The following is a 14,770-nucleotide window of genomic DNA, read 5'->3' on the forward strand; positions in this document are numbered from 1 at the left end:
AGCAGATTCGGCGACCGTCCGCCTCGTGTCAAGGCAGGACGAGGCGCCCCGGCCGACGTCGCCTGCCGATCGCGCATCGACAGGCGTCATCCGTACCCTCGCCGCCGCGGGCTCTTCGCGGTCGTGCGATGTCCCGACGACCGCTGTCTCTCCTGCCAGCCGCGACCGACGTTCCGACCCATGCCACACGGCGAGAGGAAGCCATGATGGACGCCACCAGGGCCCGAGCCCGCTTCTCCGAGCTGCGCGGGGAGGACGGCCTGGTCTCCGCCGCCGAACTCGACGAGATCTGGGCGGCGTTGGACACGGTTCGCCCCGAGGAGATTCTCGGCGAGTGGAAGGGCAGTGAGTTCGTCACGGGACACCCCCTCAACGGGCAGCTCGACCGGGCGGGGTGGTATGGCAAGACCTTCGTCACCGTCCAGGACGCCAAGCCGTTGATCTGCCGGAACGACAAGGGCGAGCTGTACTCCAACACGGTGCTCGGCAAGGGCGAGGCGAGCCTGTGGACCGTCGAGTTCCGTGGCGAGTCGACCGCGACGATGGTCTACGACGGACAGCCGGTCTTCGACCACTTCAAGCGGGTCGACGAGCACACCCTCATGGGGATCATGAACGGCAAGCGATTCGCCGCCGAGGGCCCGTTCTTCTACTTCGTTCTCGAGCGCGTCGCCTGAGTCAGGTCGCACGGAGGAGTTCGTCATGCGGATCCGGGCAGCCGTCACCGACACCCCGGGCGGGCCGTTCGTCATCCAGGCCGTGGACCTCGAAGCACCACGGCCGCACGAGGTGCTGGTCAGGATCGCCGCGGCAGGCCTGTGCCACACCGACCTCAGCATGCAGGCGATCTGGCCCCGGCGGCTCACTCCCATGGTCTTCGGCCACGAGGGGGCCGGTGTGGTCGAGGCGGTCGGCGTGGCGGTCACCAGTCTCGCGCCGGGCGACCACGTCTGCCTGACCTTCAACAGCTGCGGATCGTGTGAGCAGTGCGCGGCCGGCCAGCCGGCCTACTGCGACTCCCAGCGGAGCCTGAACACCTCCGGCGGCCGTGGCGACGGCAGCACGCCGTTGTCGCGCGACGGCGCCCCCGTGCACGGCGGCTTCTTCGGCCAGTCCAGCTTCGCCACGTACGCGCTCGCGCATGAGCGCAACACGATCCGGGTGCCCGCCGACCTGCCGGCCGTCGTCGCCGCGCCGTTGGGCTGCGGTGTGCAGACGGGGGCGGGCACGGTGATCAACCGGCTGCGCCCCGAGCCGGGGAACTCCCTGGTCGTCATCGGTGCCGGCGGGGTCGGGCTCAGCGCGTTGATGGCGGCGGTCGTCCTGGGCTGCGACCCGGTCATCGTCATCGAACCGGTCGCCTCGCGGCGCGCCCTGGCTGTCGAGCTCGGCGCGAAGGCAGCCCTGGATCCGAAGGCAGCCGACGACCTGGTCGCCACCGTGCGTGACCTCACCGGCGGCGGCGTACACCACGTCGTGGACACCACCAGCCGACCGGAGCTGCTCGGGCTGGCCGTCGCAGCCCTGCGTCCCCGGGGCGACCTGGCCCTTGTCGGCATCGGGTCGACGGTCTCATTCGACGTCATGAGCCTGCTCACCAAGGGGGTCCGGGTGCACGGCGTGATCGAGGGCGACGCGGACCCGGCGCGCCTCATCCCCGAGCTGGTCGATCTTCACCAGCGCGGGCTCTTCCCGCTGGACCGGCTGATCGCCACCTTCCCCTTCGAGGACATCGGTGACGCGGTGGCCGGCATGCGTGCCGGCACCGCGATCAAGCCTGTCCTCACCTTCGGCTGACGGGCAGAGCCGGATCGGCCGGCCATCCGCGTGGATCACGTCCGCCGCAGCCAGCCGCCCCTGTCGACCTGCTCCGGGCCGCCGGGCGGCACCCTCCTCCCGGGACTCGGGTGGAGGTGATCTCGTATCGAAGATGACCTCTTGCCGGCAGAGTCAAGCTCCTCTATGTTAATAGAAAATCACACGCCCGGATAACTCGAAACCTGCCTGTATCGCCTCTACGGGCCGGTGTTCAGGGCGATGTCCGGCCGACCGGGAAGTGGTGCTGAATGGAAAATCTCAGCAGAAGAGGCATCTTGACCCTCGGTGCTGCGCTGGGTCTGGTAGCCGTGACGGAGACGCCCAAGGCGTGGGCGTGGTCGTCCGCCAACTCGATCGCCGGGACCAACTCGGTCACCGACCCGTGGGACGTCTGGGACGACGACACCGACCCGCTCCTCGTCTCGCTGCTCGACAACGGCCAGATCCCGGCGGTCAACAACGCCTTCAAGTCGTACATCAAGAACGGCGACGCGATCCCCGCCGGGCTGCCCCCCGCGCTCACCAACTACCTGCGTACGCACAACAAGCTTCCGGCCTGGGCCGACCAGGCCAAGCTGGACCGCGCCGCCGCCTTCAACAAGCGCATGAGCCTGTACCTGTTCGTGCTCTACGGCCTGGGCAGCGGAATCATGAGCACGGTGATCCCGCGGGAAGCCCGCAACGTCTACTGGTCCGAGGGCGGCGCCGACATGAAGTCGCGCGCGGCCAAGACCTTCACGTACGGCTACGACCTGAACGCGCCCGATGCCTTCAAGCCGTCAGGCATGTTCATCACCACCTCCACCAAGACCCGCCTGACGCACGCCGCGGTGCGGCACCTGTTGCCGCAGTCGGCTGCGTGGCGGGGGGTCACGGACCACCCGATTCCGATCAGCAACGGCGACATCCTGATCACCTTCCACAGCCTGGGCACCTACGTGCACCGCAAGCTGACGGAGTGGCGCCGCTTCGGCCTTCGGATCTCGGCCGCGGAGGAGGAGGCCTTCCTGCACATGTGGCAGGTCGCGCTGTACCTGCTGGGCGTGCGGCAGGAGTTCATCCCGGCTACCTGGGCCGCCGCGTACGAGCAGTCGGAGTACGCGCTGACGCCGCTGCTCGCGCCGACGCGGGAGGGCATCGACCTGGCCGACATCCTGTTGAACCTGACCTCGTCGGCCGACCTGGGCATCACCAAGGGGTTCCAGCGCGAGTTCTCGCGCTACGTGCTCAGCGACGAGATCGGCAACTGGCTGAGGCTGCCGCGTGACTTCGTCTCGCGGGGCGTGATCGAGACCGCGTGGCCGACGTTCGTCATGTTCCGCGAGGGGTTGTCGCCGGTCATGCCGGGCACCTTCTCCATGTTCGACAAGTTCATCCGTGGCCTGGCGATGCTGTTCCTCAACAACGGCACCTCGGCGAGCCACACCCCCATCACCATCCCGACCCACAACCGCCCCGGCGCCTGACCGGCGCTGCGTTCAGCAGGTCAGGGCGCCGGTCACCAGAGCGGTGACGGCGTTCCGATGGCCGGGCGTGTCCTGCCAGCGCAGGGCGCGCCCGGCCTCGACCACCACGCCGAACCCCGCGTGGACCAGCAGCCGGGCCTGTCGCGGGTCCAACTCCGGACGGACCGTCCGCAACTGCTGCTCCCAGAGGGCGATGTGCTCACGCTGCGCGACGATCAAGGGGCGCCGCAAGTCGGCCGGAAGGCTGGCGACCTCGGCTTCGGCGACACTGTTGAGGGCGTTGTGCTCGAAGCAATAGGCCACGTACGTCGCCGCCAGCGCGACCAGGGCCTGCCGCGGATCGGTCGCCTGATGAAGGCTCCGGTCCACCGCCTGGGCCAGCAGTCCCGCCGCCTGCAGGCAGGCGGCCACCAGGATGTCGACCTTGCCGGGGTAGTGCCGGTAGAGCGCGGACGGGGCGAGCCCCACCGCCTGCGCGATCTGTACGTTCGTGACGTTGGCGAATCCGTCCCGCGCGAACAACGGGACGGCCGCCGCCAGGATCTCCGCGCGCCGAGTGCGCGGCACGGGCTGGGCGGGCAGTTCGACCAGGCCCGGGGTGTCCGTGACCACCGCCGCCGGATCGGTGGCGACCACGCGCATGGCGGATGCCAGCAGCAGATCCTCGATCCGGCGTTGGGCGATCGAGGTGTGGTGCATCGTGACGGACCCGATCACCCCGAGGGCCGCCACGGTCCGCAGGAGCTCGTCGGGCAGCGGGTACTCGCGCCGCACCATCTCGCTCACCCGCCCCACCACGTGGGCGAACTTCGTCCGGAGCAGCCGGCGGTCCTCGCGCTCGAGGTAGCGGGCCTCCCAGCGGTAGAGGCCACCCGACGCCCGGTGGGAGACCGTCACCCGGGTGAGGGCGACGAGCACGTCCCGCAAGGCCGCCTCGGGCGGCCACTCGTCGACGATCTCGACGAGCTTGTCGACGATGACGTTCGCGCACTCGGCGAACAGCGCGTACTTGTTCGGGAAGTGCCGGTACAACGCCGCCGCGCTGATCCCCACGACCGCGGCGATCTCCTCCATGGAGGCCCCGTGGTAGCCGCGCTCGCTGAACACCTGGCCGGCCGCTTCGACGATGATCTGCTTGCGGTTGCGAGGTCGGGTGGCCGAGGTCGGCCCGGAGGTCACCAGATGACTCGATCAGACGTGGGCGGGCGCAGGACCATGAGTATTAGTCAATCACAGCACCATCGCAGCCCTCGACGTCACCACCAGGTCACGCACGGTCGATGCCGAAGGCTTCCGACAGCGGGAGGCGCGGGCGGTCGACCGCCGGTCATGCCTGTAGCACCGCGAGGGCGAGACGGGCCGTCTGGGCGTCGTAGCCCTCGGTGCGGTCGAAGCGGCCGAGCCGGCCGATGTCGGTGACCACGTTGAGCGCGGCGTGCACGAGCACACGTGCGTCGGCGCCGGGAAGGTCCGGTCGGACCGTACCGACGAGTCGCACCCATTCCTCGACGTGCGCGCGCTGCGCCCCGCGCAGCTGGTGGCGGTCCTCGTCGGGCAGGTTGTTGTTCTCGGCCAGGTAGACCGCGACGAGGTCGCTCTGACCGAACGCGAAGGCGACGTAGGCCTGCACGACCCGGCGCAGGGCGTCGGCCGGGTCGCTCGCCTCGGCGATCGCCGCCGTCGTGGCGCCGGCGAGGCGGTCGGTGGCGCGGTAGTAGGCGGCAGCGAGCAGGTCGGCCTTGCTGGGGAAGTAGCGGTACACGCTGGAGGCCTGCATGCCGGCCGCGCGCCCGATGTCCTCGACGGCGACAGCATGGTAGCCGTGGTGGTGGAACAGGCGGATCGCCTCGCTCAGCAGCAGTTCGCGGCGCGACGCCGGGCGCACCGGCGCGGTGCCGGGCGTCGCGCGCCGCGGTGGCGGCAACTGGGGCGCGTCGGCCCGCAGCAGGGTCCAGGCGACCCGGGTGAGCAGCTTCTCGGTGTCGGTGCCGGTTGCCGCCGCACGGTAGGTGGTCACGCTGCCGAAGGCGCTGAGCGCCGCGTTCACCAGCAGCTCCGCCTGCCCGGCGGTCAGTTCGGGCCGCAGCTCGCGCAGGGGCCCGGCGAGGCGGCCGACCAGCGTGGCCAGGGTCGCGGCGAACTCCCGCCGATGCTCGGGGGTGAGGTAGCGGCCCTCCCACTGGTACAGCCCGGCGACGCGCCGTTTGTTCACGGAGATTCCGGCGATCGTGCCCAGCAGTTCGTCGAGGACTGCCTCGGTGGTGCCCGCCTGCGGCTCGGCGGTCGCGGCGAGCAGGGCGCCGACGACCTCCCGGGTGGCGTGCACGAGGATCGCGTACTTGTTCGGGAAGTGCCGGTAGACGGCCGGGCCGCTGATGCCGACGACGGCGGCGATCTCGTCGACGGAGACCCGGTGGTAGCCCCGCTCGCAGAACAGCTCGGCACCGGCCAGCGCAATGCGGTCCTTGCGGTCTTTCGGCCGCTTCGTCGCTACGGGGCCCACACCGCTCGCTGCTGGTCGCACCCCTACACGTTAGCGCCCCCTCGCGATGACGCCTCGGTGGCCGTCGGTCTTTCCGCTCGCCGTACGCGGGCGAGGCCGATGGCGGCCAGCGTGCTTCGTGCGCGGGAGCTCCTTGACAAGCGGCTGCGAACTCAACGAAAGTTAGGCTGAATTCGCATTGGGGTGAGTGGCGAGGAGCTTGGCCATGACGACCGAGGTGTTCATCTACGACGCGCTGCGCACACCACGCGGCCGGGGGAAGCCGAACGGATCGCTGTACGGGGTTAAGCCGGTTTCGCTCGTCGCCGGTCTGATCGAGGAGAGCCTGCGGCGGATGCCCGGCCTGGATCCGGCGCTGATCGACGACATCGTGCTCGGGGTGGTGTCCCCGCTGGGCGACCAGGGCGCCGACATCGCCAAGACGGCCGCCATCGCCGCGGGCCTGCCCGACACAGTGGCCGGCGTCCAGCTCAACCGCTTCTGCGCCTCGGGCCTGGAGGCGGTGAACATCGCCGCGCAAAAGGTGCGTTCGGGCTGGGAGGACCTGGTCCTGGCCGGCGGCGTCGAATCGATGTCCCGGGTCCCGATGGGCTCCGACGGCGGAGCGTGGGCGCTGGATCCGGAGACCAACTTCACCACCAACTTCGTGCCGCAGGGCGTCAGCGCGGACCTCATCGCGACCCTCGACGGCTACGACCGCGACGTGGTCGACGGCTACGCGCTGCAGTCGCAGGCCCGGGCCGCGAAGGCGTGGGCCAACGGCTACTTCAACCGCTCGGTCGTACCGGTGCGGGACCGCAACGGACTGGTGGTGCTCGATCGCGACGAGCACATCCGTCCGGACTCGACCGCCGAGGGCCTCGCCGCACTCCGTCCCTCCTTCGCCGGCATCGGGGAGAAGGCCGGCTTCGACGCGGTGGCGCTCCAGAAGTACCACTGGGTCGAGCGCATCAACCACGTGCACACGGCGGGCAACTCGTCCGGCATCGTCGACGGCGCCTCCCTGATGGTCCTCGGCAGCGAGGCGGTCGGCACGGCGGCCGGCCTCACCCCGCGGGCGCGTGTCGTCGCCACCGCACTCAGCGGCGCCGATCCGACGATCATGCTCACCGGCCCGGCCCCGGCCGCCCGCAAGGCGCTGGCCAAGGCCGGCCTCCGCGTCGAGGACCTCGACCTGGTGGAGATCAACGAGGCCTTCGCGGCCGTGGTCCTGCACTTCGTCGCCGACATGGGCCTGAGCATGGACGTCGTCAACGTCAACGGCGGTGCGATCGCGATGGGGCACCCGCTGGGAGCCACCGGAGCCATGATCCTCGGCACCCTCGTCGACGAGCTGGAGCGGCGCGGTGGTCGCTACGGGCTCGCCACGCTCTGCGTCGGCGGCGGCATGGGCATCGCGACCGTCATCGAACGAATCTGAGGAGTCAGACGAATGGTCAACACGATCCGGTGGGAACACGGCGACGACGGCGTCGTCCTGCTCACCCTCGACCATCCCGGGCGTTCGGCGAACGTGATGAACGACGAGTTCACCGCGAGCTTCATGGCGACCGTGGACCGGCTCGAGGCCGAGCGCGACCAGATCGCCGGCGTGATCGTCACCTCGGCCAAGAAGACGTTCTTCGCCGGTGGCGACCTGGAATCCCTGCTGCGGCTGGCGCCCGCCGACGCCGAGGCGTCCGAGGCCGACACCCGCGCGCTCAAGAACGCCGTGCGCCGGTTGGAGACACTCGGTCGTCCGGTCGTGGCCGCCATCAACGGGTCGGCCCTCGGCGGCGGGCTGGAACTCGCCCTGGGTTGCCACCACCGCATCGTGGTCGACGACCCGGCCATCGAGATCGGCTTCCCCGAGGTCACTCTCGGCCTGCTGCCGGGCTGCGGTGGCGTCGTGCGCAGTGTCCGGCTGCTGGGCGTGATCGACGCGCTGACCAACTGGCTGCTGCGCGGCCAGCGGCGCCGACCGCAGGACGCACTCGCGCACGGGCTGGTCGACGAGCTCGCCGCCGACGCGGCGGGCCTGATCGACGCCGCCCGCGCCTGGATCGCCGCGAACCCCGACGCGACGCAGCCCTACGACCGCAAGGGCTACCGGATCCCGGGCGGAACCCCGGCCACCCCGGCGCTCGCCGCCCAGCTGCCGGCCATGCCCGCCACCCTGCGCAAGCAGCTCAAGGGTGCGCCCTATCCCGCGCCGGTCAGCATCCTCGCCGCCGCCGTCGAGGGCGCGCAGGTCGACCTGGACACCGCCTTCACGATCGAGGGGCGGTACTTCATCGAGCTGGCCACCGGCCGGATCTCCAAGAACATGATCAAGGCGCTCTTCTTCGACGTGCAGACCGCCAACTCGCGGGAGGTCGGTGAGGGGCATCCGCCGCTGCGGCGGGTGGCGGTGATCGGCGCGGGCATGATGGGCGCCGCCATCGCCTACGTGTGCGCCCGGGCGGGGATGCAGGTGGTGCTCAAGGACGTGACCCTCGACGGCGCGCTGCGCGGCAAGGCCTACTCGGTGGGCCTGCTCGACAAGGCCGTCGCCCGGGGCACGACCACCGCGGACGACCGCGATGCGATCCTGGCCCGGATCCAGGCGACCGAGGAGCTCGCCGACCTGGCCGGCGTCGACCTCGCCATCGAGGCGGTCTTCGAGGACCCCGCGCTCAAGCACAAGGTGTACGGCGAGATCGAGCAGGTCGCGCCGGACGCGCTCATCGCCTCCAACACGTCCACCCTGCCCATCACCGTGCTCGCCGAGGGCGTCAGCAAGCCGGAGGAGTTCGTCGGGCTGCACTTCTTCTCGCCGGTGGACAAGATGCCGCTGGTCGAGGTGATCCGCGGCGAGCGGACCAACGAGGCCACGGTGCAGCGGGCCCTGGCCGTCGTACGCCGGCTCCGCAAGACGCCCATCGTCGTCAACGACAGCCGCGGCTTCTTCACCAGCCGGGTCATCGGGACGTTCACCAACGAGGGCGTGGCGATGCTGGCCGAGGGGATCCCGGCTGCCACGATCGAGCAGGCCAGTAGCCAGGCCGGATACCCCGCGCCGGTCCTCGCGCTGATGGACGAGCTGACCCTCACCCTGCCCCGCAAGATCCGGCAGGAGACGGCCGCGGCGACGGTCGCCGCCGGCGGCACCTGGGAACCGCACGCCGCCGACGCCGTCATCGACCGGATGATCGACGAGTACGGCCGGCCCGGACGCTCGGGCGGCGCCGGATTCTACGACTACCGCGACGGCAAGCGGGTCGGGCTCTGGCCGGGCCTGCGGGACAACTTCGGCGGTACGAACCTCGACACGCCCTTCGAGGACCTCAAGGAGCGGATGCTCTTCATCGAGGCGATCGAGTCCGTGCGGTGCCTCGAGGAGGGCGTGCTGACCTCGGTGGTCGACGCCAACGTCGGCTCGATCCTGGGCATCGGCTACCCGAGCTGGACCGGCGGTGTGTTGCAGTACATCAACCAGTACGAGGGCGGGCTGCCGGGCTTCGTCGCCCGCGCGCGGGTGCTCGCGGAGCGCTACGGCGACCGGTTCAGCCCGCCCCAGCTACTGCTGACCAAGGCCGATCGGGGCGAGCGGTTCGAATAGGTCGGTCAGAGTCCGGCGGCGAGTCGTTGGGCGTTCATGTACGCGATGGCCTCCACGGAGATCATCGGGTTGACGCCCAACGACGCCGGGAAGGTGGACGCGTCGGCGAGGACCAGGTTCGGGACCTCCCACGTGGTGCCGTCGGGCCCGGCGACCGACGTCGCCGGGCTGCCGCCCATGCGGGCCGCGCCCATGATGTGCAGGGCGGCCATGGCGATCTGGCCGGGTGCGGTCCCCAAGGTGTCCGTGTGCCGGATGAAGTCGTCGATGGAGCCCTGTCCGCGTTCCCAGATCCTGCCGCGCTGGTGCCCGGAGAACAGCTTGCGGGCGCCGGCCGCCTCGACGATACGGGCGGCGCCCTCGATACCGGCCCGCATGTGGGCGGCGTCGTACGCCGAGAGGCGGTAGTGCACCACCGGCTCGCCGTCGCTGCCGACCTTGACCTGTCCACTGTCGCGGTCGCGGGTGATGATGCCGACCCCGCTGAGGTTCGGCAGCGACCGCATCTGGTCCAGGTGGGCCTGGGCGCCCCTCCAGCTCATGAACGACACGGCGGTGGCGGGGTTGGTGGCGGCCGTCTCGTAGATGACGCCGTAGCCGCGACCGTCGAGATCGGCGTGTTCGGTGGAGTACCGGGTCTGCATCCCGCCCTCCCAGGGCCGGACCTCCTCGTCGAACACGCCCCAGACGCCGGTGGCCGGGTGCAGGTGCAGGTGCCGGCCGATGTTCGGGTTGGTGAGGCCGGAGCGGCGCAGCAGGGCCGGCGTCTGCACGCTGCCGGCCGCGGCGACCACGGCGCGGGCGCGGATGGTCACCGGGTTACCGTCGGCCGTGTGGCCGGCGACGCCGGTCGCCCTGCCGGCCTTGACGGTGACGGTGCGCACGTCGACGCCGACGACGAGCCGTGCGCCTGAGGCCTGGGCGTCGACGAGCCAGGTCTTGGTCGCGGACCGCTTGGCGCCGATGCGGCAGCCCAGGCCGCACCGCCCGCACTCGATGCCGGTGTCGCAGCCGTCGACGTTGCGGGGCATCTCGTCGACGTGCCAGCCGAGCTTGGCCAGTCCGCGCTCCATGAGCGCGTCCCGGGACGAGATCCGGCCGTGGTCGCGATTGACGCCGAGCCGGGACCACACCGCGTCGAGGCAGGTGTCGTACTCGTCCGTGGCGAACTGCGGCACGCCCAGCGCGGCCCACTCCTCGCGTACGCGTGGCGGGGTGCGGAACGACGTGGTGTAGTTGACGACGGTGCCGCCACCGAGGCACTGGCCCTGGAGGATGCTCAGCTGGCCCTCGGCGGTGGCCGCCGGGCCCGGGGCGTAGAGCCGCGACAGTCCGGACAGTTCCCCGCCGTCGAAGTCCCGATCGTCGTAGTACCCGCCCTTCTCCACGACGATCACGTCCAGGCCACGGCCGGCGAGGACGGCCGCGGCGGTACCGCCGCCGGCGCCCGACCCCACGATGACGACGTCGCAGTCCAGGCTGGTCGCCTCGGTCGGGCGGAGCGGAGCGAGGACGGGCTCGGGGGCGTCGGTCCTGGTGCCGAGCGGACCGGGGTAGCCGATGGCCTGCCACACCGGCGATCGACCGGTCGGCCCGGGTGCCATGTAGTAGGACAGGGTGGCGGCGCCCTTGAGGGCCTGGAAGAGCGCCCGCTTGCGGGTGACGCCGGAGTTGGCCAGGGCGAGCAGCATCTGCTCGCGGCGCTGCTGGGTCTGTCGGGAGAAGCGCCGTGCGCCTCCGCCGAGGACCAGCCGGGTGACGGGGGACTCCCACAGGTCCAGCAGCCGGAGGAACTGCTTGACCTCGGCGGCGCGAGGGTTGTGCAGGACCAGCGCGGCCATGATCTCGACGGCGCCGAGTTGACTGGCCGGCGGCAGGTCGGCCCCGTCGCCTGGTGCGAACGTGTCGCAGATGCTCGCCAGGGCAGCGCGCTGTTTGGCAGATAGTTCCATGGTTCTTCCGTTTCAGAGCGGTGGGCGGGTTTCCGAGTGGCCGGCGTCAGGCGTGGGGGCGGTACCGAAGTAGGCCTCGGCGACGCTGCGCCGGTCGGCGCGGAGCTCGGCGGCGGATCCGGTGAGCACGACTCGGCCGTGGTGCAGCACCATCGCCCGGTCGGCGATGGACAGGGCGAGATCGATGTGCTGCTCGACGAGGACGATGCCGACACCGAGCCGGTCGGCCAGTGCACGGATGCCGGGCAGCAGGGCCTGGACGGCGATCGGGGCCAGACCCATGCTCATCTCGTCGATGAGCAGGACCCGTGGCCGGCAGACCAGTGCCTTGGCGATGGCGAGCATCTGCTGCTCACCGCCGGACAGCTGACCGCACCGACGCGACATCAGTGGTTTCAGGGCGGGGAAGAGGTCGAGGGCATGCCCGAGGTTGGCGCGCCATCCTCGGGCGAGGGCGAGGTTCTCGCGTACCGACAGGTTGTGGAACACCCCTCGGGTGTCAGGCACCAGGATCAGGCCCGCGCGGGCGTTCTGCTCCAGCCGTCCACGCAGCGGCCGGCCGAATGCGGTGACGGTACCGTCCATCGGCCGGATGACCCCGGCAGCGGTCAGCAGCGCCGTGGTCTTTCCCGCGCCGTTGGGGCCGAGCAGGGCGAGGACCTCGCCCTCGCCGACGTGGAGGTCGAGCTCCCGGACGGCGGGGACACCGGCGTAGCCGGCCGTGACGCGGTGCAGACTCAGGACATCGCTCACGGCACGAGCTCCGATCCGAGATACGCGGTACGCACGGCCGGGTCGGACAGCACGGCACCCGGTGTTCCGGAGGCGATGACGGCCCCGTAGTCCAGGACGTACACGCGATCGCAGATGTCGGCGACGAGGTTCATGTCGTGCTCGATGAGCAGCACCGCCCGGCCCGATGCGGCGATGGCACGGACGTGGCCGCCGAACTCGGTGCTCTCGTCGGTGTCCAGCCCGGCCGCCGGTTCGTCGAGCAGGAGGACGCGAGTGGCGCCGGCGAGGGCTCGGGCGGCACCGACGACCTTCTGCCGGCCGAGGCTCAGCTCGTCAGGACGGTGATCGGCGATCGCGTGCAGGCCGAACATCTCCATCACGCCGTCGACGTCGTGGGCCGGCTGGCGACGACCGACAAGGTCACTCCAGAGGTTGTGCAGGGGTCCCCGGCCGGACGCGATCGCGATGTTCTGGCGCACGGTCAGGCCGGTGAAGAGTTCTCCCGCCTGCCAGGTCCGGGCCAGGCCGGTACGGCGGCGCTCATGGGGCGCGAGCCGGTCGATCCGTCGTCCGGCCACGCTGATCGTGCCCTGGGCCGGGGTGAATCCGGTGACGGCGTCGACGAAGGTGGTCTTGCCGGCGCCGTTGGGGCCGATCAGCCCGACGACCTCGTTCTCGTTGACCTGGATGCTGATGTCGTTGTTGGCCACCACGCCGCCGTAGCGGACGGTCAGGCCGGTCGTGGTGAGCAGCGGCTGGGTCTCACTCACGAGGTGACCTCCCGGCGGGTGTGTCCGCGCAGCAGGCCGGTGGCGCCGCCGGCGATACCCGCCGGATTGAGTACGGCGGTCACGACCAGGGCGCAGGCGGCGATGAGGGTGTAGTACCGGCCGAGGCCGAGCGTGCCGTTGAGCAGCGTGTAGAGCACGCCGAGGGGGGCGACGAGTCCGGCGATGAGCGCACCGCTGATCCGGGTGATCCCGCCGACGTAGGCCATGCACAGGACGCTGAGTCCCACGATTATGTTGAACGACTCGACCGACAGCTGTGAGCGGCTGTAGCCGATGAGGCATCCGCCGACACCGGCGAGGAACGCGGAGAGCGCGAAGCCGGTCAGTTTGACGCGGGCCACGTTGATGCCGGCGCTTGCCGCGGCCCGCTCGTTGGACCGGACGGCCAGGAACGACTGGCCGGTGGCGCCGGCCAGGATCCGGGCGACGGCCAGAGTCAGCACACCGACGATGACGATCACCGTGGTCGCGAACGCGGAGGTCGTCAGGTCGGTACCGCGGCGTACCGCCAGATCCCAGCCGAACAGGGTGGGGTCCGCGATGAGGTTGCCCTCGAACGGGGTCAGCGCCGGGTTGGCGAAGACGAGTTGCTGCAGGGCGACGGCACCGGCCAGGGTCACGACCGCGAGCTGCGCCCCGCGAACCCGCAGCGCCGGCAGGCCGACGACCACACCGACGAGCGTGGCGGCGCCGGCCGAGACCACGATCGACAGCGGGAACGGTATGTGCCAGGACATCGTCGCGCGGGACAGCAGGAAGCCGGCGGTACCGGCGAAGGCCATCGCGGCGAGCGAGATCTGACCCAGATAGCCGGTGAGCACGACCAGCGAAAGTGCGATGAGCGCCATGATGATCGAGGTGACGACGCCGAACCGCCAGCTGCCCGACGTCAGGCCGACGGCCAGGGCCGCCGCCCCGGCCAGCGCCACGGCGGCCGGCAACGGCCGTCGGGGCAGCTCCACCGCCGGCATACGTACCGTGCCCAACGCGCCCCGTGCGGGGATGTGCCGCCCCAGGACGACCAACGCGACGATCACGAGCAGGAACGGCACCACGTCGCCGAGGCCAGCCTGGGCCCAGACCGGCCAACCATCGAAGCTGCTCAACAACAGCAGCACCGACTGGAGGACGCCGATACCCACACCGGCCAGGCACGCGATGATGACCGAGGTCAGGCGGGCCAGCAGGGCGGCGGCGAGCCCCGGCAGGACATAGAACATGTAGCCGATCGGGTCGAGGCCGAGCGTCGGGGCGGCAAGGACCGCCACCAGGGACGTCGCCGCACCGGTGAGCAGCCACATGACGCTGGCCAGCCGGTCGGGCGACAACCCGGTCAGTCTGGCGGCCAGCTCGTCTTCGGCTCCGGCCCGGGTCGCCACGCCCAACCTGGTGAACCGGAAGTAGACCGAGAGGACCACCGCCACCGTCAGGGCCGCGACCAGCAGTAGCAGGTCACTGACGTTGACCACGGTGCCGCCCACGGACAACGTCCGGTCCGTGAGCAGGGCGGGCGCGAGCACGCCGTCGGTCGAGAAGCGCAGCGGAACCAGCGCGGCGATCGCCAGCATCAGCCCGACCGATGCGACCACCTGTGACAACGGTGGAGCGGTGCGCAGCGGCCGGAACACCAGCCAGTGCGCGGCGATCGCCAGCCCGGCCGCGCTGAGTACGCCGAGCGCGACAGCGGGCCAGGCCGGCAGCGGCTGCGAGCTGAGCTGCACCGAGCCGACGGGAAACACGAGCGTGCCGCTCTGCCGCAGCTCGGCCACCACCCACACCGCCCAGAGGGCCAGGGAGCCCTGCGCGAAGTTGAGGACCCCGGTGGCGGCGTACAGGGACACGATGGATGCGGCGATCACGGCGTACACCGCACCGCCGGCGAAGCCGAGCGTGACGAACAACAGGAGTTGATCCATGGTCGATTC

The 14,770-nt window shown here is 70.8% G+C and carries 11 protein-coding genes; 5 read left to right on the plus strand and 6 right to left on the minus strand.

Translation table 11 applies throughout. The features are described from left to right. The first annotated feature begins 206 nt into the window (after positions 1 to 206). From ACGFIR_RS25385 to ACGFIR_RS25395, 3 genes are all read left to right on the plus strand, one after another. The gene (locus tag ACGFIR_RS25385) at positions 207 to 677 is read left to right on the plus strand and encodes a DUF4334 domain-containing protein (RefSeq protein ID WP_393006587.1); all 471 of its coding nucleotides are present in this window, start codon (positions 207 to 209) and stop codon (positions 675 to 677) included. A 25-nt stretch (positions 678 to 702) separates the two neighbouring features. Then, on the plus strand, positions 703 to 1,797 hold the full coding sequence (locus tag ACGFIR_RS25390) for an NAD(P)-dependent alcohol dehydrogenase (protein ID WP_393006588.1): 1,095 nt from the start codon (positions 703 to 705) through the stop codon (positions 1,795 to 1,797). 269 nt (positions 1,798 to 2,066) lie between these two features. Continuing rightward, positions 2,067 to 3,284: an oxygenase MpaB family protein gene (locus ACGFIR_RS25395; RefSeq protein ID WP_393147542.1), complete on the plus strand. Its 1,218-nt coding sequence runs from the start codon at positions 2,067 to 2,069 to the stop codon at positions 3,282 to 3,284. A gap of 12 nt (positions 3,285 to 3,296) precedes the next feature. Here ACGFIR_RS25395 and ACGFIR_RS25400 read toward each other — a convergent pair whose 3' ends face one another. Both ACGFIR_RS25400 and ACGFIR_RS25405 read right to left on the minus strand, forming a co-directional pair. Continuing rightward, complete coding sequence (locus ACGFIR_RS25400) at positions 3,297 to 4,463, minus strand: TetR/AcrR family transcriptional regulator (RefSeq protein ID WP_393147544.1); 1,167 nt, start codon at positions 4,461 to 4,463, stop codon at positions 3,297 to 3,299. A gap of 148 nt (positions 4,464 to 4,611) precedes the next feature. Further along, positions 4,612 to 5,808: a TetR/AcrR family transcriptional regulator gene (locus ACGFIR_RS25405; RefSeq protein WP_393147546.1), complete on the minus strand. Its 1,197-nt coding sequence runs from the start codon at positions 5,806 to 5,808 to the stop codon at positions 4,612 to 4,614. 184 nt (positions 5,809 to 5,992) lie between these two features. Between ACGFIR_RS25405 and ACGFIR_RS25410 the strand changes: the two genes are divergently transcribed. Together ACGFIR_RS25410 and ACGFIR_RS25415 are read left to right on the plus strand one after the other, a co-directional pair. Beyond that, positions 5,993 to 7,207, plus strand: coding sequence for an acetyl-CoA C-acetyltransferase (locus ACGFIR_RS25410; RefSeq protein ID WP_393147548.1), 1,215 nt, complete (start codon positions 5,993 to 5,995; stop codon positions 7,205 to 7,207). 12 nt (positions 7,208 to 7,219) lie between these two features. Further along, complete coding sequence (locus tag ACGFIR_RS25415; protein WP_393147550.1) at positions 7,220 to 9,367, plus strand: 3-hydroxyacyl-CoA dehydrogenase NAD-binding domain-containing protein; 2,148 nt, start codon at positions 7,220 to 7,222, stop codon at positions 9,365 to 9,367. A 5-nt stretch (positions 9,368 to 9,372) separates the two neighbouring features. Here the strand turns inward: ACGFIR_RS25415 and ACGFIR_RS25420 are convergent, their stop codons facing one another. The 4 genes from ACGFIR_RS25420 to ACGFIR_RS25435 are packed head-to-tail and all read right to left on the minus strand — an operon-like array spanning position 9,373 to position 14,761. Further along, positions 9,373 to 11,319 carry a GMC family oxidoreductase N-terminal domain-containing protein gene (locus ACGFIR_RS25420; RefSeq protein WP_393147553.1) on the minus strand — a complete coding sequence of 649 codons (1,947 nt, stop codon included), beginning with the start codon at positions 11,317 to 11,319 and terminating at the stop codon, positions 9,373 to 9,375. A 12-nt stretch (positions 11,320 to 11,331) separates the two neighbouring features. Next, positions 11,332 to 12,072, minus strand: coding sequence for an ABC transporter ATP-binding protein (locus ACGFIR_RS25425; RefSeq protein WP_393147555.1), 741 nt, complete (start codon positions 12,070 to 12,072; stop codon positions 11,332 to 11,334). Further along, a complete protein-coding gene (locus ACGFIR_RS25430) occupies positions 12,069 to 12,824 on the minus strand; it encodes an ABC transporter ATP-binding protein (protein ID WP_393147557.1) in 756 nt (251 codons plus the stop codon). The genes ACGFIR_RS25425 and ACGFIR_RS25430 overlap by 4 nt, the downstream gene beginning before the upstream one ends. Further along, entirely contained in the window at positions 12,821 to 14,761 is a 1,941-nt protein-coding gene (locus tag ACGFIR_RS25435) for an ABC transporter permease (protein ID WP_393147559.1), read from the minus strand. The genes ACGFIR_RS25430 and ACGFIR_RS25435 overlap by 4 nt, the downstream gene beginning before the upstream one ends. Positions 14,762 to 14,770 lie beyond the last annotated feature (9 nt).

Source organism: Micromonospora sp. NPDC049051 (genome assembly GCF_043197575.1).
Lineage (GTDB): Bacteria > Actinomycetota > Actinomycetes > Mycobacteriales > Micromonosporaceae > Micromonospora.